14 protein-coding genes and 1 pseudogene are annotated in these 16731 nt (G+C 73.5%); 12 read left to right on the plus strand and 3 right to left on the minus strand.

All coding sequences use genetic code 11. The features are described 5' to 3' along the window. Nucleotides 1–78 precede the first annotated feature (78 nt). The 3 genes from Pen02_RS12340 (at nt 79) to Pen02_RS12350 (ending at nt 2063) form a co-directional block, all read left to right on the plus strand. Nucleotides 79–234, plus strand: coding sequence for a hypothetical protein (locus Pen02_RS12340; RefSeq protein WP_203866128.1), 156 nt, complete (start codon nt 79–81; stop codon nt 232–234). 312 nt (nt 235–546) lie between these two features. Beyond that, nucleotides 547–1299: a hypothetical protein gene (locus tag Pen02_RS12345; protein ID WP_203866129.1), complete on the plus strand. Its 753-nt coding sequence runs from the start codon at nt 547–549 to the stop codon at nt 1297–1299. 566 nt (nt 1300–1865) lie between these two features. Next, the gene (locus Pen02_RS12350; protein WP_203866130.1) at nt 1866–2063 is read left to right on the plus strand and encodes a CsbD family protein; all 198 of its coding nucleotides are present in this window, start codon (nt 1866–1868) and stop codon (nt 2061–2063) included. A 12-nt stretch (nt 2064–2075) separates the two neighbouring features. Here the strand turns inward: Pen02_RS12350 and Pen02_RS12355 are convergent, their stop codons facing one another. Beyond that, nucleotides 2076–3515, minus strand: coding sequence for a KamA family radical SAM protein (locus Pen02_RS12355; RefSeq protein ID WP_372445605.1), 1440 nt, complete (start codon nt 3513–3515; stop codon nt 2076–2078). A gap of 173 nt (nt 3516–3688) precedes the next feature. On the opposite strand from Pen02_RS12355, the gene kdd reads away from it, so the two are divergent. The 9 genes and pseudogenes from kdd (at nt 3689) to Pen02_RS12400 (ending at nt 14620) form a co-directional block, all read left to right on the plus strand. After that, complete coding sequence (gene kdd / locus Pen02_RS12360; RefSeq protein ID WP_452623659.1) at nt 3689–4762, plus strand: L-erythro-3,5-diaminohexanoate dehydrogenase; 1074 nt, start codon at nt 3689–3691, stop codon at nt 4760–4762. Between the two features lie 4 nt (nt 4763–4766). Continuing rightward, nucleotides 4767–6368, plus strand: coding sequence for an amidohydrolase (locus Pen02_RS12365; protein WP_203866131.1), 1602 nt, complete (start codon nt 4767–4769; stop codon nt 6366–6368). A gap of 21 nt (nt 6369–6389) precedes the next feature. Next, entirely contained in the window at nt 6390–7997 is a 1608-nt protein-coding gene (kamD, locus tag Pen02_RS12370; RefSeq protein WP_203866132.1) for a lysine 5,6-aminomutase subunit alpha, read from the plus strand. A 50-nt stretch (nt 7998–8047) separates the two neighbouring features. After that, on the plus strand, nt 8048–8848 hold the full coding sequence (kamE, locus tag Pen02_RS12375) for a lysine 5,6-aminomutase subunit beta (protein ID WP_275413570.1): 801 nt from the start codon (nt 8048–8050) through the stop codon (nt 8846–8848). Next, nucleotides 8845–9243 (plus strand): annotated as a pseudogene (kal, locus tag Pen02_RS12380) (3-aminobutyryl-CoA ammonia lyase); the annotation flags it as partial. The gene kamE and the pseudogene kal, both read left to right, overlap by 4 nt. 83 nt (nt 9244–9326) lie before the next feature. Then, nucleotides 9327–10670 carry a glutamate mutase L gene (locus Pen02_RS12385; protein WP_203866134.1) on the plus strand — a complete coding sequence of 448 codons (1344 nt, stop codon included), beginning with the start codon at nt 9327–9329 and terminating at the stop codon, nt 10668–10670. Between the two features lie 782 nt (nt 10671–11452). Further along, nucleotides 11453–13096, plus strand: coding sequence for an apolipoprotein N-acyltransferase (gene lnt / locus Pen02_RS12390; RefSeq protein WP_372445608.1), 1644 nt, complete (start codon nt 11453–11455; stop codon nt 13094–13096). Then, nucleotides 13093–13905, plus strand: a complete 813-nt coding sequence (locus tag Pen02_RS12395) for a polyprenol monophosphomannose synthase (RefSeq protein ID WP_239140528.1) — start codon at nt 13093–13095, stop codon at nt 13903–13905. The genes lnt and Pen02_RS12395 overlap by 4 nt, the downstream gene beginning before the upstream one ends. Before the next feature lie 157 nt (nt 13906–14062). Next, nucleotides 14063–14620: an FxsA family protein gene (locus Pen02_RS12400; RefSeq protein ID WP_203866135.1), complete on the plus strand. Its 558-nt coding sequence runs from the start codon at nt 14063–14065 to the stop codon at nt 14618–14620. Between the two features lie 203 nt (nt 14621–14823). Here Pen02_RS12400 and Pen02_RS12405 read toward each other — a convergent pair whose 3' ends face one another. Then, nucleotides 14824–15165, minus strand: coding sequence for an RNA polymerase-binding protein RbpA (locus Pen02_RS12405; RefSeq protein WP_101366032.1), 342 nt, complete (start codon nt 15163–15165; stop codon nt 14824–14826). A gap of 236 nt (nt 15166–15401) precedes the next feature. Continuing rightward, nucleotides 15402–16556 carry a coiled-coil domain-containing protein gene (locus tag Pen02_RS12410; RefSeq protein WP_203866136.1) on the minus strand — a complete coding sequence of 385 codons (1155 nt, stop codon included), beginning with the start codon at nt 16554–16556 and terminating at the stop codon, nt 15402–15404. Nucleotides 16557–16731: the final 175 nt, after the last annotated feature.

A 16731-nucleotide genomic window follows, 5' to 3' on the forward strand; every position in this document is an offset into this window, starting at 1 on the left:
TATCGGAAGCTTTGGACACACGTCGCGAGCGTTGCCTCGCAGCGTGTCGCCGTGGATGCCGGACACGAGGGATCGTCCGTGATCCGGACGGACGACGGCGCGCGGCGGCTCGACATCGACCGCCACACCAATGGCGGCATCGGGACCGCGACGAGCCGGGGCCTGAACACCTGGTCCGGCATCACCCGGGTGTCCTGTTCCGGGGGCCGGTACGGCACGGTCGCCCGCCGCTGATTCGACGTGCACCGGCCCGAACGCCGGCCTCCGGCACCGGAGGTCGGCGGCAACCCCAGCCCCCGCTCGACCAGGCCCGCGACGGCATCGGGAGATCCGGTGTGGGTGGCGATGCCGGTGTTGGCCAGGGACGCCAATCCGGCCGGTAGGCGGTGGCGGGCATCGATGGGAGACTGGGCGCGATGGCGCCGGTCGCGCGGTCCCGGGTCCGGAGACCGGGTTGCTCGAATACCGCGAGGTCTCCCGGCGCCGGCGGTGTCCTTCGCCGAGGCGGCCCCCGGGCGGCCGGTCGAGCGGGCGGGAGGTACGGCGGTGGATCGGAGCGTCGTCCTGACGGTGATCGTCACGGTCGCCAGTACTGCCGTGGTGCTGGGAGTGGTGTGGCTCTGGACCGAGGCGGAAACGCGTCGGCAGCAGGACGACGAGCAGTATCTGGTGACCGAGGTGTCCGGTTGGGCGGCCCGCAACGGTTGGACGGTGCCGGCCGAGCCCGGCATGGCGCTGGCCCGTGAACTCGATCTGCGGAACCATCCCGGTCAACGGGTGGTGGTCACGATCGAGGGCGAGTACGCCGCCCGGCGCGCTGCGGTGCTGTGCTGTGTGGACACCCGTGAAGAAGGTGGCCGGTACTCCGTCGCGCTGGTCCGGCTCGACCGGGCTCGGCCCGAGCTGGCGGTGGGGCAGCGGTTGCGCTACCAGATTCGCTCGGCCGCCAATCCGTCTCTGCCGGACGGACCGGACCGGGACGGGCGGTTCGATCGTTCCCTGAGGGTGGGTGCCGACTCGGATCCGACCGCCGCAGCCCTGCTCACCGCGCCGGTTCGCGCGGCATTGCTGGACTTGCGGCGGTTCGGTGCCGGCTGGTGGCAGTTCCGTAGCCAGGGCGACATGTCGGAGTTCGTGCGGGTACGCGGCGACGTTCTCCGGGTGATCGTCGCCGGCTGGGCACCCGGTACCGAGCCGCGCGCCTTCCTGGACGCCGTCTCCCGGCTGGCGGCGGCCCTGCCAGGTGCCCCCGCACCGGTGCTGGGGGACGGCCCCCAGGCAGGTACGCCGCCGAACTGAACCGCAACAGCGGCCCGTTGACCAGGTACGGCCGGTGACCGTCCCGGCTGTCGTCGCTGTCCGAGCCGTCCCACTCGCGGGTGTTGCACAGCGACAAGAGCCGGTCACCGACTGCTGCCCGCCTGCCGTTTTCGTTGACTTCAAGCTAGCATCCTAGGATGCGCTACACGACGTGCCCACCGGCACAGGCGTACAACGACAGTGCCGGCACCGACTACCGCACCCGCTCGACAAGATCAACCTGAGCAGTGGGTCGACAGAGGCAGGGCGGCAGGGCCGGGACGCACGACGGCGAACGCGGCCCGGCCGCCTTTGCTCGGTGGCTTCAGGCGGAGGTAGCTCGGTTGGCAGTCCGACGGGCCGAGGGGCCGGCAGGCGGGGCCGAGGGGACGGAAGCGGGTGCCGAAAGCGTCGCCGGGCCGAGGGCCGAGGCTGGCGTGACCTGCGGCGATATGACCGCTTGCAGATCAGACATGACGATTAGGCAGGTTTCATCACAGGCTCGTCGGGCAAGTCACGTGCGGGGCAGCCGCCGCGAGCGGAGCCATCGAGGTGAGGAGTGCGACATGAGTGCCATGGACAAGATGCGCAACAAGGCGGAGGAGTTGAAGGGCGCCGCCAAGGAACGGATGGGCGACCGCACCGACAACGAGCAGATGCGTGGTGAGGGCGCCTCCGAGCAGATGCAGGCGAAGGCGAAGCAGGCCGGCTCCAACGCCAAGGAAGCCGGCCGCAACGTCAAGGAGACGTTCGACCGCCGTTGACGGTCGAACGTCTCAGGCGACGGCCTGGGAGCCGTGCCGGGCCCACCAGGCCCGGCCGGCCTCGGGCAGGGTGTCGATCGGGTCGTAGTAGGCGTAGCGCCGGTCCAGGGCGGTCTCGTCGGCCGACTCGATCGACGTACGGTAGTTCTTGGTCCAGTACGAGATGCCGCGTTCGCGGTCGTACTCGGTGACCATGTGCACCCAGCGCTTGCCGACGAACGGGACGTCGCAGACGATCCGTGGGGTGGCGTAGCCGGGCAGGTAGCCCATCATGTCGTGCTGGAGCCGCTGGGCGTGCCAGACCGGCACCCGCCAGTGCTCGGCGTTCGGGATCATGTCGCACATGTAGAAGTAGTACGGCAGGATTCCGGCCTCGCCCTGTAGCGCGAAGCAGAGGTCGAGCAGGTCGGCGGCGGTCGCGTTGACTCCACGCATCAGTACGCCCTGGTTGCGTACGTCGCGGACGCCGACCTCCAGTGCGGTCTGGGCGGCCCGGGCGACCAGCGGGGTGAGCGACTGGACGTGGTTGACGTGGGTGTGGATGGCGAGGTTGACGCCGCGTCGGGCGGCGGTCCGGGCAACCCGTTCGAGTCCCTCCACCACCTCCGGCTGGAGCCAGTGTTGGGGAAGTCCGGCGAGTGCCTTGGTGGCGAGCCGGATGTCCCGGATCGTCTCGATGCCGAGTAGCCGCATCAGGTACGACTCGAGATTGCGCCAGGGGACGTTGGCGACGTCGCCGCCGGAGACCACCACGTCCCGTACGCCGGGGTGGGCGCGCAGGTAGTCGATGTGTGCGTCGTACCGGTCGACGGGTTTGAGGCTGAGTCGGAGCTTGTCGACGGTCGGGGTGGAGTTGCCGACGAGGTCCATCCGGGTGCAGTGCCCGCAGTACTGCGGGCAGGTGGAGAGCAGTTCGGCGAGGACTTTGGTGGGGTAGCGGTGGGTGAGCCCTTCGGCGACCCACATGTCGTGTTCGTGCAGTGAGTCGCGGGTGGCGTAGGGGTGCGAAGGCCAGTCGGTGCGTCGGTCGGTGACGAGCGGCAGCATGTAGCGGCGGATCGGGTCGGCCCGGAAGGTGTCGGTGCTGGGCGGGCCGTCCGGCACCATCGTGTTGAGCATCTGGGGCGGGACCAGCATCGACATGGTGGCCTGGGTGGCCTGGTCGGCGGTGAGGTCGGCGTAGCAGTCGTCGTCGACGGTGTCGCCGAGTACGGCCCGGAGCTGTTTGACGTTCTTGACGCAGTTGGCGCGCTGCCACTGGGCGGATTCCCACTGTTCGCGGGTCACCTGGCGCCAGCCGGGGAAGCGGGTCCAGTCGGGTTCGACCAGGGCCCGGCGACGGTATTCGTAGGGCTGGCCGGCGGCGGGCGGCTGTTCCGGTGTGGCGGGGTGCGCCGGGCCGGTGGGGTTGCGGGGGGCGAGCACGGCGGTTGCCGGTTCGACCTGGGTCACGACGCCTCCTCCAGATGCGGGTGCCGGTGGGTTTCGGCGGGGCCGGTGGGCCTCGACCTCGAACGCTACTGGAAGATTTCCCGTCTAGGAAATATCCTGCCGTAAGTTTTCCTGTTCATGGTGGGCGTGCGTGTTGATGCGTCGCCGGACGGGCGGTCGGGAGGAGGCAGCGGGTGGGGACGACGCCGGAAGGTGTGGCGGGAACGTCGGCGGTCGGGCTCGGTCGGGTGGTCGAGCCGGTCGGCGTACTGCCGCAGGCGGCGTACCGGCTGGACGCCCGGGGTGAGATCGCCGCCGACGAGGTCCGGATCCGGGTGGAGCGGCTGAACCTGGACGCGGCGAGCTTCCGGCAGTTGTCGGAGAAGCACGCCGGGGACGGTGCGGCGGTCCGGGCCGAGGTGCTGGGGATCATCCGCGAGCGCGGCAAGATGCACAATCCGGTCACCGGCTCCGGCGGGATGCTGGTCGGCACGGTGGCCGAGGTCGGTCCGGAGTCACCACTGTCGGTCCGGCCGGGTGATCGGGTGGCGACGCTGGTGTCGCTGACCCTGACTCCGCTGGCGATCTCCGACGAGCTGGCCGGCTGGGACGGCCGGTCCGAACAGGTGCCGTGCGACGGGCACGCGATCCTGTTCGGCCGCTCGATCGTCGCCGTACTCCCGGACGACCTGGACCCCCGGCTCAGCCTGGCGGTGCTGGACGTCTGCGGCGCCCCGGCGCTGACCGCCCGGACCGTGCGGAGCTACGCGGACCGCGCGGCCGCCGCGCCGACGGTGGCGGTGCTCGGCGGGGCGGGCAAGAGCGGGTCGCTGGCCCTGGCCGCGGCCCGGCAGGCCGGCGCGGCCCGGACCGTCGGTGTGGTGCCGGTACCGGCCGAACGGGACCGGCTGGTCGCCGCCGGACTCGCCGACGAGGTGGTACTCGCCGACGCCCGGGATCCGGTGGCGTTGGCGGCGGCGGTGACCGGCGCACTGGGCGGGCCGGCGGACGTCACCGTCGTCTGCGTCGACGTCCCCGGCTGCGAGCACGGGGCGATCCTGGCCACCGCCGACGGCGGTACGGTGGTCTTCTTCTCCATGGCGACGAGTTTCGCCGCGGCCGCGCTCGGCGCGGAGGGGCTGGCCGCCGACGTGACGATGCTGATCGGCAACGGCTACCTGCCGGGGCATGCCGAGTACGCGATGTCGTTGCTGCGTACGGTGCCCGGAGTGCGGGCGCTGTTCACCGACCGGCTCGCGGCAGACTGACGTCATGACGAACCCCTCGATTCTCTACCGTGGCGGCCGGTTGTACTGCCCGGCCGATCCGCGGGCCACCGCGCTGCTGGTCCGGGACGGCCGGATCGACTGGCTCGGCGTCGACGCCGACGCTCCGACCGCCGACCGGGTGGTGGAGTTGGACGGCGCCCTGGTGACTCCGGCGTTCGTGGACGCGCACGTGCACGCCACCGACACCGGGCTGGCGCTGTCCGGTCTGGACCTGTCCGGGGCGCGGTCGGCCGCCGACGTCTGTGCGGCGGTGGCCGGGTTCGCGGCCGAGTTGCCGGCCGATGCGGTGGTGCTGGGGCACGGCTGGGACGAGTCGGCCTGGTCGGACCGGCGGGTGCCGGACGCGGCGGAGCTGGACCGGGCGGCCGGTGGCCGGCGGGTGTACCTGTCCCAGGCGTCGATCCATTCCGCGCTCTGCTCGTCGGCGCTGCTGGCGGCGGCGCCGGAGGCGACCGGAGTGCCGGGTTTCGACGCGTCGGGGTGGCTGCGCCGGGACGCCCACCACGTGGTGCGGGAGCTGGCGCTGGGTTCGGTGACCGAGGCGCAGCGTCGGGCGGCGCAGCGGGTGGCGTTGCGCCGGGCGGCGTCGCTGGGTATCGCGGCGGTGCACGAGTGCGGCGGCCCGGAGATCTCCAGCGAGGCGGACTTCACGGCCGTGCTGGCGCTGTCCGGTGTCGACGGCCCGGAGGTGTACGGCTACTGGGGCGAGCTGATGGGTGCGGAGCGGGCCCGTGCGCTGGGTGCGGCCGGCGCCGGCGGTGACCTGTTCGCCGACGGGGCGTTGGGTGCGCGTACGGCGCACGTGTCGGTGCCGTACGACGACGGTGAGCCGGGGGCGTGCGGGCACGGCTACCTGACGTCGGCGCAGGTCCGGGACCACCTGTTGGACTGTGCGGAGCACGGGATGCAGGGCGGTTTCCACGCGATCGGGGACGCGGCGGTCGACACGGTGGTGTCCGGGTTCGCCGGTGCGGCGGAGGTGCTCGGGGTGGAGCGGCTGCGGGCGGCGCGGCACCGGGTCGAGCATGCCGAGATCATGAACAAGCGGCTGATCGCCGGCTTCGTCGAGTACGGGATCGTGGCGAGCATGCAGCCGGCGTTCGACCGGCTGTGGGGCGGCGAGCAGCGGATGTACGCGTCCCGGCTGGGGCTGCGGCGATCGTTGGAGTCGAATCCGATGGGTGCGATGCACGGGGTCGGGGTGACGTTGGCGTTCGGTTCGGATTCGCCGGTGACGCCGCTGGATCCGTGGGGTTCGGTGCGGGCGGCGGTGGCGCACTTCAATCCGGTGCAGCGGATGAGTGTGCGGGCGGCGTTCGCGGCGCACACCCGGGGTGGCTGGCTGGCGGTGCCGGCGGGCGCGGGTGGCCGGGATCCGCGGCTGACCGAGGGGATGCTGGTGCCGGGGGCGGCGGCGACGTTCGCGGTCTGGTCGACGCCGGCCGGGGTGGACGACGGTGGGCTGCCGGTGCTGGTGTCGGCGAGTGCGGAGGAGCGGGGGCCGGACGATCCGACGCCGTTGCCGACGTGTCGCCGTACGGTGCTGCGCGGTGCGGTGATCTACGACGGGGAGGACGCGTCGTGAGGAAACGGTGGGGGGTCGGCGATGTCGCCGGTTAGCGGGTCGGGCGGCAAACTGGCCCTGGATCCGGTGCTGGTGGCCCGGGCGCGGGAGTTGGCCCGCCGGGCCGGGCAGCCGGTGGTGGAGTTGGCCCGGGGCCATACGACGGTGTCGGTGGAGCGGGCGGTGTTGCGGCTGGCCGGGGTGTCCGGGGCGGATCCGGACGGGATTCCGTGGGTGAACCGGCTGGTCGACGCGGTCGTCGCCGAGGTCGGTCTTACGCACGGGGTGGCGGCGCCGGTCTTCGACGCGCTGGCCCGGGAGCTGGGTGCGCCGGTGCCGGCGGGTGCGGACGTCGGGGTGGCGTTGACGCTGCTGGCGCAGAAGGCGGCGGCCGGGTCGGTCCGGTTCGAGGTGCCGGCGGGCCGGGCGGCGCGGTCGGCCCGGGCGGCGGCGCGGCGGGCGGTCGGCGTGGGTCTGCGCCGGATCGACCGCCGTCGGGCGGAGCGGGATCGGCTGGTACGTCGGCACGGCGATCCCGCGCAGCGGCCGTGGATCTATCTGATCGTGGCGACCGGTGACATCTACGAGGACATTCCGCAGGCGCAGGCGGCGGCCCGGGCCGGTGCGGACGTGATCGCGGTGATCCGGTCGACGGGGCAGTCGTTGCTGGACTACGTGCCGGAGGGGGCGACCCGGGAGGGGTTCGCCGGCACGTACGCGACGCAGGAGAACTTCCGGCTGATGCGGGCGGCGTTGGACGACTCGTCGAAGGAGTTGGGCCGGTACGTGCGGTTGACCAACTACGCCTCCGGGTTGTGTATGCCGGAGATGGCGGTGCTGGCCGGGCTGGAGCGGCTGGACATGATGCTCAACGACTCGATGTACGGGATTCTGTTCCGGGACATCAATCCGGTGCGGACCTTCGTGGACCAGCGGTTCTCCCGGCAGGTGCACGCCCGGGCCGGGATCGTGATCAACACCGGTGAGGACAACTACCTGACGACGGCGGACGCGGTTGACGAGGCGCACACGGTGACGGTGTCGCAGTTGCTCAACGAGTACTTCGCGCACGAGGCGGGGTTGCCGGACGCGCAGTTGGGGCTGGGGCACGCGTTCGAGATCGATCCGGATCTGCCGGAGTCGTTCCGGCTGGAGTTGGCGCACGCGCTGCTGGCCCGGGAGTTGTTTCCGGACGCGCCGCTGAAGTGGATGCCGCCGACCCGGCACATGACCGGGGACGTGTTCCGGGGCAATCTGCTCGACGGCTTCTTCAACCTGGTGGGGACGATGACCGGGCAGGGCATCCTGCTGGTCGGGATGATGACGGAGGCGGTGGTGACGCCGTGGCTGTCGGACCGGGACATCGCCCTGCAGAACGTCCGGTACGTCCTCGGTGCGGCGGGCGGGCTGCACGAGGACTTCGTACCGGCGCCGGGCGGGTTCATCCAGCGGCGGGCGACGACGGTGCTCGGCGAGGCGGTGACGCTGCTGGAGCGGATCGTCGACGGCGGGCTGTTGCCGGCGATCGCGGACGGCACGTTCGGGATCACCCGGCGGCCGGCGGACCGGGGCCGGGGCCTGGACGGGGTGGCCGTGCACGCCGACGACTACTACAACCCGGCGACGGAGCTGCTGGAGGCGGGATCGTGAGCGCGGGGCGGACGACCGGGCGGCGCGGTGCCGAGGCGCCGGGGGTCGACGTGGGCGGCGGGCCGGTGGTGCGGCCGTACGGGGACGCGACCGGGGACGGGATGGTGCAGGTGTCGTTCACCCTGCCGGTGCCGCACGACAAGCGGGCCGAGGGGGCGGCGCTGCAGTTGGCGGCGAAGATGGGGCTGGAGCCGGCGATGCTGGTGCACGCCCGGCAGATGGGTGACGGCTTCACCTTCTTCGTCGTCTACGGGCGGGTGAACCATCTGGTGGACCTGGCGGCGGTGCGGGTGGTGGAGCGGGACTATCCGCTGTTGTCGGCGAAGGAGGTGAACGCCCTGGTCCGGCGGCGGCTGCGCCGCAAGTTGTCGGTGGTCGGGGCGTGTATCGGCACCGACGCGCACACGGTCGGGATCGACGCGATCCTGAACGTGAAGGGGATCGCCGGGGAGAAGGGCCTGGAGTACTACCGGGAGTTGCGGGTGACGAACCTGGGTGCCCAGGTGAGCGTGCCGGATCTGGTGGCGGCGGCCCGGGCGGAGCGGGCGGACGCGGTGCTGGTGTCGCAGGTGGTGACGCAGCGGGACGCGCACCTGCACAACACCCGGGAGATGTCGGCGGCGTTCCGGGAGGCGATGCCGGCGGGTCGACGTCCGCTGTTGGTGGTCGGTGGTCCCCGGTTCGACGAGTTGATGGCCGGCGAGTTGGGAGTGGACCGGATCTTCGGTCGGGGTACGACGCCGGGTGAGGTGGCCAGCTATCTGGTGCACCGGCTGGTGGCGGGCGCGCCGGTGGCGCGGGCTGATCGGGAACGGTCAACGGGGCGGGCGACGGTGGAGGTGGACGGATGACCGGACAGGGCGGGGCGACGGATCCACGGCTCGGGGTGACGGTGCTGCACCGCCGCTACGTGCCGTACGCGCACGCGCACTACGCGGGGAACCTGGTCGACGGGGCGTACGCGCTGGGGTTGTTCGGTGACGTGGCGACCGAGGTGTGTATCCGGACCGACGGTGACGAGGGGTTGTTCGCCGGCTACTCGGAGGTGCGGTTCCAGGCGCCGGTACGGGCCGGTGACGTGCTGGAGGTGGCGGCGACGGTGGTCCGGGTCGGCAGCCGCAGCCGTACCCTCGAATTCGAGTGCCGGGTGGTGTGTCGGGGCCGGCCGGACCGGGGTGAGTCGGCGGCCGAGGTGCTGGACCCGCCGCTGGTGGCGGTGACCGCCGTCGGCACGGTGGTGATCCCGGTCCCCACCGCCGCCGGAGCTGTCGGACCGGTCCCCGGCTCGGCCGAGCCGGCGGCGGCGACCGACGGCGGGCCCTGGTAGCGGTGACCTCGTACGCGGTCTGCGCCGACGTCGGTTCCACCTGGACGAAGGTGGCGGTGGTGGATCTCGCCGACGGCACCTTGCTGGGCGCGGCGGCCGGCCGGACCACTGTCGGTACCGACGTGCTGCACGGCCTCGACGCGGCGGTGGCCGAGGCGACCGCCGGCCTGTCCGGTGCCGCCGCCGTGCCCTGGTACGTCTGTTCGTCGGCCGGTGGCGGGCTGCGGCTGGCGGTGCTCGGTTACGAGGAGCTGATCACGGCGCGGGCCGGGTACCAGGTCGGGTTGTCGGCCGGGGCCCGGGTGGTGCACGTCGGTGCCGGTCGGCTCGATCGTGCGGGGCTGGCGGCGTTGCGGGCGGCTCGGCCGGACGTGGTGTTGCTGGTCGGCGGGACCGACGGCGGTGACGCCGAGGTGTTGACCGCGAACGCCGACCGGCTGGCCCGGGCACGCTGGCGGGTGCCGGTGGTGGTGGCCGGGAACGCGGTCGCCGCCCCGGCGGTCCGGGAGCTGCTGGCCGGGCGCGGGGTGCCGGTGACGGTGGCCGGCAACGTCCTGCCGTCGATCGGCGTACTGGCGGCGCAGCCGGCCCGGGCGGCGATCCGGGAGGTGTTCCTGCGGCACGTGATCGGCGGCAAGCGGCTGTCCCGGGGTCCCCGGTTCGCCCGGCTGGTCCGGGCGGCGACCCCGGACGCGGTGCTGACCGGGGTGGCGGCGCTGGCCGACCGGCTCGGCGGGGACCTGCTGGTGGTGGACGTCGGCGGGGCGACCACGGACGTGTATTCGGTGCTGGTGCCGGACGAGCGGGCCGGTGGCCCGGCGCGGCCGGCCGCCGGGACGTTGTGGCGGGCCCGGACCGTGGAGGGCGACCTCGGGATGCGGTGGAGCGCGCCGGGGGTGGTCCGGGCGGCGGTCGGCGAACGGCTGCTGACGCCGGGCGAGGAGGGGCCGTTGGAGGCCGTGGCGGCGACGCTGGCCGCCGAACCGGGCCGGCTGGTGGTCCAGGAGCCGGAACGGGTCGCCGAGCGGCGGATCGCCGCCCTGGCGGCGGTGGTCGCGGTGCGCCGGCACGCCCGGGGCGGCGGGGCGGCCGGGCAGCCGGCCCGGGACCTGCGCGACGTGCGGCTGCTGGTCGGTTCCGGCGGGGTGCTCCGGCACGCCGGGCCGGAAGCGGCTGCCGGGATGCTCGACGGGGTGCTGACCGACCACGCCGGTGGCTGGCCGCTGCCGAGGTCGGCCCGGACAGTGGTCGACGTCACGTACGTGCTGGCGGCGGCGGGCCTGTTGGCGCAGCCGCATCCGGTGGCGGCGGCCGGGTTGCTGCGCCGGCACCTGCTGGCCGACTGATTCCGCCGGCCGCTACCACTGTGCTGATCTTCCGGCGCCGGTGTCGGTACGGCGCGGCGGCTCCGACACGCCGCATCGAACTCCGACGACTGGCCGGGGGGCGGTTGACAGTGCCCGGGGGGTACCACGTACCGTCTTTGAGTCCTACAACGGGAAGCGGCTGTTGTTCGCTTCGTCCCTTCGTCCGCTGGCCGAGCGACATGTTTTGGTTCGTCGCAACGGCCAGGTCCAGCGGGCGGGGGTCGGCGGGGCGGCGCGAACCGGCTGCGGTTACCGGTGCTCGGGCAGGGTGGTGCAGGCGGCCAGTAGACAACGGCCCGACGGGAACAGCCAGTTCACGTCCGGTCGGTCCGAAGGTCGCACGGCAATGCCCTACCGCACCGGCCGGGGAGGGCCTGGGAGCATCGGGGCGCGGCTTGTCGGCCGCGCCCCGATTTTCGTTCCCCGGCTTTTCGTTCCCCGGCCGCGCTCCGCCCTTCGTCCCCGCCTGATTCCCGATCCTGCCGGGTCCGGTTCGCTACTGCCGGATGTGCCGCCGGATCCGGTTTCGCTGCTGTCGGGTCTGTGGGCCGGCGCGACGACGGCTCGCCCTGTCGCCTCGGGCGACGATCGGTGTTTACTCGGTGTTTCGCCTGGTCCGAGCCGTTTTCCGGGCGGCGGTGCGGTTCGCTGATCGCCGCGACTGCCGGGCCGGGCGGCCGGGCCGGTAGCCTTCCGCAGGTGGGTCCCACCGGCGTCGGGGCCGGTGGCGCGGAAGAAGACGTGAGGCGCGCGTGACAGTGGTGGACACGGCCGAGCCGACCGGCGCCGCCGAGGGCGGAGACCGGCCCGCCGAGCCGGCCGGAAGACCCCTGCCGCTGTGGCTGGCGCTGCCGGCCGCGGTCGCCGCCGGGCTGGCGCTGCTGCTGGCGTTTCCGCCATACGGGATGTGGTGGCTGGCACCCGTCGGGGTGGCGCTGCTGACGGTGGCCGTACACCGGCGGCGGATGCGGGCCGGGTTCGGGCTCGGCACTCTCGCCGGGCTGGCGCTGTTCCTGCCGATGCTGAGCTGGACGAACCTCTACACCGGTAGCGTGCCGTGGCTGCTGCTGTCCGGGTTGCAGGCGGTCTACCTGGGGCTGCTGGGGCTGGCGATCGCGTTCACCGGTCCGCTGGTGGACCGGGTCCGCTGGTCGTGGCCGCTGGTCACCGGACTGCTCTGGGTGGCGCAGGAGGCGCTGCGCGACCGGACCCCGTTCGGTGGTTTCCCGTGGGGGCGGCTGGCGTTCAGCCAGGGCGACTCGCCGATGCTGCGGCTGGCCGCGTACGGGGGTGCGCCGCTTGTCACGTTCGCGGTGGCGGTAGCCGGCGGGCTGCTGGTCGTGGCGGTGTGGCGGCCGTGGCGCGGGCTGCCGGTGGCCGGCGTGCTGCGCGGGGCCGGGCTGGTGGCCGGGGCGGTCGCGCTGGTGGCGGTGGGGCTGCTGGTGCCGCTGGGCGGTGGCGGGTCCGCAACGGCGCAGGTGGCGATCGTGCAGGGCAACGTGCCCCGGATGGGGTTGGACTTCAACGCCCAGCGGCAGGCGGTGCTGGAGAACCACGTCAGCGCCACGATCGAGCTGGCCCAGCAGGTGGCGGCCGGCCAGGCGGAGCAGCCGGACCTGGTGGTCTGGCCGGAGAACTCCAGCGACGTCGATCCGACCCGCAACGCGTCGGCGGGGCAGCGGATCTCGGACGCGGCGAACGCGATCAACGCGCCGATCCTGGTCGGTGCGGTGCTGCTCGGCCCCGGCGAGGGGCAGGTGCGCAACGCGGGGCTGGTGTGGCTGCCGGGTACCGGCCTGGACCGGTCGCAGATGTACGTGAAGCGGCATCCGGTGCCGTTCGCCGAGTACGTGCCGTTGCGCAGCATCGCCCGGATGGTCAGCAAGGAGGTCGACCGGGTCCGGAACGACTTCGTCGCCGGTACCGAGCCGGGGGTGTTGCGGGTCGGCGGGGCGACGCTCGGCGACGTGATCTGTTTCGAGGTCGCCTACGACGAGGTGGTCCGGGACACCGTCACCGGTGGGGCGCAGGTGCTGGTCGTGCAGACCAACAACGCCACCTTCAACGTTGCCGAGGCCGAGCAGCAGTTGGCGATGGTACGGCTGCGGGCGGTGGAGCACGGCCGGGAGGCGTTGATGGCGTCCACCGTCGGTGTTTCGGGGTTCGTCGGGGCCGACGGGCGGGTAACCGGGGCGACCGGGTTCAACACCAGGGCGGTGGTGACCCGGCAGATGCACCTCGGGGAGGCCCGTACGGTCGCCACCCGGGTCGGCCTGTGGCCGGAGGTGGCGCTGCTGGCCCTGGCGGTCGCGGCGCTCGCCGCCGCCGTGGTGACCCGTCGGCGTCCGCTTCCCGGGGTCGGTACGGCGACGGCCGGCGACCCGGCGGATGCGGAGGAGCGGTGAGTCAGGGGAACGGGGCGGACGACCACGGGGACGGGTATCCGGGGGTGGGCCGGGTGCTGGTGGTGGTGCCGACATACAACGAGGCCGACAACATCGGGGTGATCGTCGACCGGGTGCACCGGGCGGCGCCGGCGGTGGAGATCCTGGTCGTTGACGACAACAGTCCGGACGGCACGGGGGCGATCGCCGACCGGATGGCCGGGGTCGACCGGCGGGTGCACGTGCTGCACCGGCCCGGCAAGCAGGGCCTCGGCGCGGCGTACGTGGCGGGGTTCGGCTGGGCGGCCGAGCACGGCTACGACGCCGTGGTGGAGATGGACGCGGACGGCTCGCACGCCCCGGAGGAGTTGCCCCGGCTGCTGGACGCGGCCCGGGACGCGGACGTGGTGATCGGTTCCCGCTGGACGTCGGGCGGTCAGGTGGTGAACTGGCCGTGGCACCGGCAACTGCTGTCCCGGGGCGGCAACCTCTACACCCGGGTGGCGTTGGGGATGCCGCTGTCGGACGCGACCGGCGGGTTCCGGGTGTACCGGGTGCCGGCGCTGGCCCGCCTCGACCTCGACTCGGTCGCCTCGCAGGGGTACTCGTTCCAGGTGGAACTCTCCTGGCGGGCGCACCGGGCCGGGCTGCGTACGGTCGAGGTGCCGATCACGTTCGCGGAGCGGGAGCGGGGGACCAGCAAGATGAGCCCGGTGATCATCGGTGAGGCGTTGTGGCGGGTCACCCTCTGGTCGATGGCGGACCGACGGGTGGCGCCGGGCCGGGGACGCCGTGACTCCGCCGGCGACCAGCGGCTGCGCTGGCCGTGAGGCGGGGCCGGCCGAGGCGTCTCGGCGAGGCGTACGACGGCGGTGACGGCCACGGTGGTCGGGCAGCCTCGGCGGCGTGCGGCTGCCGTGGTCGTGACCAGGGGCGTGTCATGCTGGACGTACGGGGTTTGTGGGCCCGACATCCGGATGGGGTGACATGCGCCGAGGGTTGAGGTTCGTGCCGCTGGCACTGCTGCTGACCGGGATCGTGGAGGTCGCGGTCTTCGTGCTGCTCGGGCGGTGGATCGGGTTCGGCTGGACGATCCTGCTGTTACTCGCCGTCTCGCTGCTGGGGTTGGTCCTGCTGCGCCGGGAGGGGATGCGGGCGTGGCGGGGGCTGCGGGCCGCCGTCGAGGGTGGCCGGCCGCCGGGCAGCGAGGTCAGCGACGGTGTGGTGGGCCTGCTCGCCGGGCTGCTGCTGGCCGTTCCCGGCCTGTTCACCGGGGTGGCCGGGCTGCTGTTGACGGTGCCGCTGGTACGCCGGCTGGCCCGGGGGCAGGTGCAGCGGGTGGCCGAGCGCCGGGTTTCCGCCCAGGTCGCCGGGGACCTGTTCGGTCCGCGCCGGGTACGGGTCCGGCGGGGCCAGCCGCGACCGGACACCGGTCCGGAGCCGACCGACGCGGGTACTACCGCCCCGACGGCGGGGCCTGCCACACCGAGCAGCGGTACGGGGCCGGCGATCGAGGGCGAGATCGTGGAACCGCGACCACACTGACGTACCGTGCAGCCGCGACCGGACCGACGGATCGTGAAGCCCGGACCAGCCTGCTGCTGACCTGCCCACCCGCTGCCACCCGACGGGGCCGCCCGGGCGCACCGAACCCGGCCGGTGAGCCGGTACCACGAGTTGCCGCTTGCCCGAGAACGCAGACCGCCCCCACGGCGACTCCGTGGGGGCGGTGCGGGTGTTGCCGGCTGTCAGGCCCGGCCGCGCCGGGTCCGGACCTCCTCCAGCCGCTCGGCGAGAATGCTCTCCAGTTCGGCGATCGAGCGCCGCTCCAGCAGCATGTCCCAGTGGGTACGCGGCGGCTTGGCCTTCTTCTGCTCGGGCTCGCTGCCGTCGACCAGCCGGGCGACGCTGCCGTCGAACTTGCATTCCCAGGTCATCGGCACTTCGGCATCGACGGCGAAGGGCACCTCGAACTGGTGGCCCTTGGCGCAGAGGTACTCTCGGGTCTGTCGCGGGGCAAGCTCGGTGTTGCGGTCGGACTCGTAGCTGACTGCTCCCAGACGGCTCCCGCGCAGCATGCGCTCGCCCATGATCGGCTTTCCCCTCGGTCGTGATGCTGGTTCTTATCGGTGTAACGACAGGTACCGGGTGGGCGATTCCCGCCGCCGGCAGAAACGTACAAGTGGTCAAACGCTCCGAGCGTAGCCGGATCTCCTCAGTGGTGATCGAGGTCACCTGTAGTGGGGCTCTTTTGCCGGGATATGTCGTGTTGTTCCGGCTGTCCGGTCTGCCGCGTCCGCCCGGGGCGGCACCGGAGTCCGGACGGTCACGGATCGGCGGCCGCGTCGGCGGGAGGCCCGCCGGCCGGGACCGGTGCGGCGGGCGGGGCGGCGAGGGTCCGGGCGGTGAGCCCGGCCAGTGCGGCGGCGAGGTCGCTGACCTGGGTGGAGAGCTGGCCGGCCCGGTCCCGGGCCGCGTCGCGGTCGGCTTCCGCCGTGGCCAGTCGTACGGTCAGCTCGCCGAGTCGGCTCTCCGCGGTGGTCGCGGCGTCCCGCGCGGCCCGCAGATCGGTCCGGGTCCGTTCCAGGTCGGCGGTGACGGCCGCCGCCGTGCTGCGGGCCTGACTGGCCTCCGCCGCCGCCCGCTCGGCCTCGGCGGCGTGCCGTGCCGCGTCCCGGGCGGCGTTCTCGGCGTCGGTGCGGGCGTCGGCCGCCGCCGCGCGGAACCGTTCCGCCTGGCCGACCGCCTCGGCGGCCGACCGGGCCGCCCGGGCCGACTCGGTCCGGGCCGCGTCACGGTCCCGGGTCAGTTCGGCGACCTCCCGGGTCAGTTCGGCCAGCCGGCGCCGGTCGGCGTCCGCCTCGGTGCGCAGCGCCTGCAGTTCCCGGCGGGCCGCGTCCCGGTCCTGCTCGGCCTGGGTACGCAGCGCGGCGGCGGCGCTGGCCGCCTGCTGTGCCGCGTCCCGGGCGGTGAGCGCGGCGGCGGTCTCGGCACGGGCCTGCTCGGCGGTCCGGGCGGCCTGTGCGGACTCCTCCCGGGCGGCGGTCCGGTCGGCGACCGCCGCGCTGGCCGCCTGTTGTGCCTGGTGCAGCGTGACCGCCGACGCCTCGGCGTCCCGGCGGGCCTCGTCCCGTTCGGTCTGTGCCGCCGCGATCTGGGTGGCGGCCTCGGCGCGGACCTCGGCGAGCTGGCGTTCCACCCCGGCCGGGGACAGTTCGGCGTGCAGCGCCTCGGCGAGCGCCTCGGTGACCTGGTCGAGCCGGTCGACGACCTCCCAGGTGCGGGCCACCTGGCCGGCCAGCCCGGGCGCGTTGCGGTGCCGCATCCGCTGGTTGCGGGAGGCCCGCTGGCAGGCGCCGTCGTTGTCCCGGCAGTACCGGAACGGTCGGCCCGCCGCCGCCCGCTGCGGCACCGGCCGTCCACAGTGGGCACAGGGCCGGGTCTCCCCGGGCAGCTCCGGAGTGGGGGTGCGCTCGTCCATCGCCGGGGAAGTCTAGTGTGCGCCGGCAGCGGCGCCCGCTGGCAGCGCCTGCGCCGAAACGTGATCCTGCGTCGGCGCGGGTAAATGCGATGCCCGACGCCGGCCGGACCGGTGATACTGGCGCCTCGGCCCGGTCGCGGCCCACACCGCGTACGACGACGGACGGGGGCCGGGA

Source organism: Plantactinospora endophytica (assembly GCF_016862915.1).
Lineage (GTDB): Bacteria > Actinomycetota > Actinomycetes > Mycobacteriales > Micromonosporaceae > Plantactinospora > Plantactinospora endophytica.

Coding starts and splice junctions, on each gene's coding strand:
- Pen02_RS12350 (WP_203866130.1), top strand. CDS start 1,866: ATGAGTGCCATGGACAAGATGCGCAACAAGGCGGAGGAGTTGAAGGGC.
- kamD (WP_203866132.1), top strand. CDS start 6,390: ATGTCGCCGGTTAGCGGGTCGGGCGGCAAACTGGCCCTGGATCCGGTG.
- Pen02_RS12410 (WP_203866136.1), bottom strand. CDS start 16,556: ATGGACGAGCGCACCCCCACTCCGGAGCTGCCCGGGGAGACCCGGCCC.
- Pen02_RS12400 (WP_203866135.1), top strand. CDS start 14,063: ATGCGCCGAGGGTTGAGGTTCGTGCCGCTGGCACTGCTGCTGACCGGG.
- Pen02_RS12365 (WP_203866131.1), top strand. CDS start 4,767: ATGACGAACCCCTCGATTCTCTACCGTGGCGGCCGGTTGTACTGCCCG.
- Pen02_RS12405 (WP_101366032.1), bottom strand. CDS start 15,165: ATGGGCGAGCGCATGCTGCGCGGGAGCCGTCTGGGAGCAGTCAGCTAC.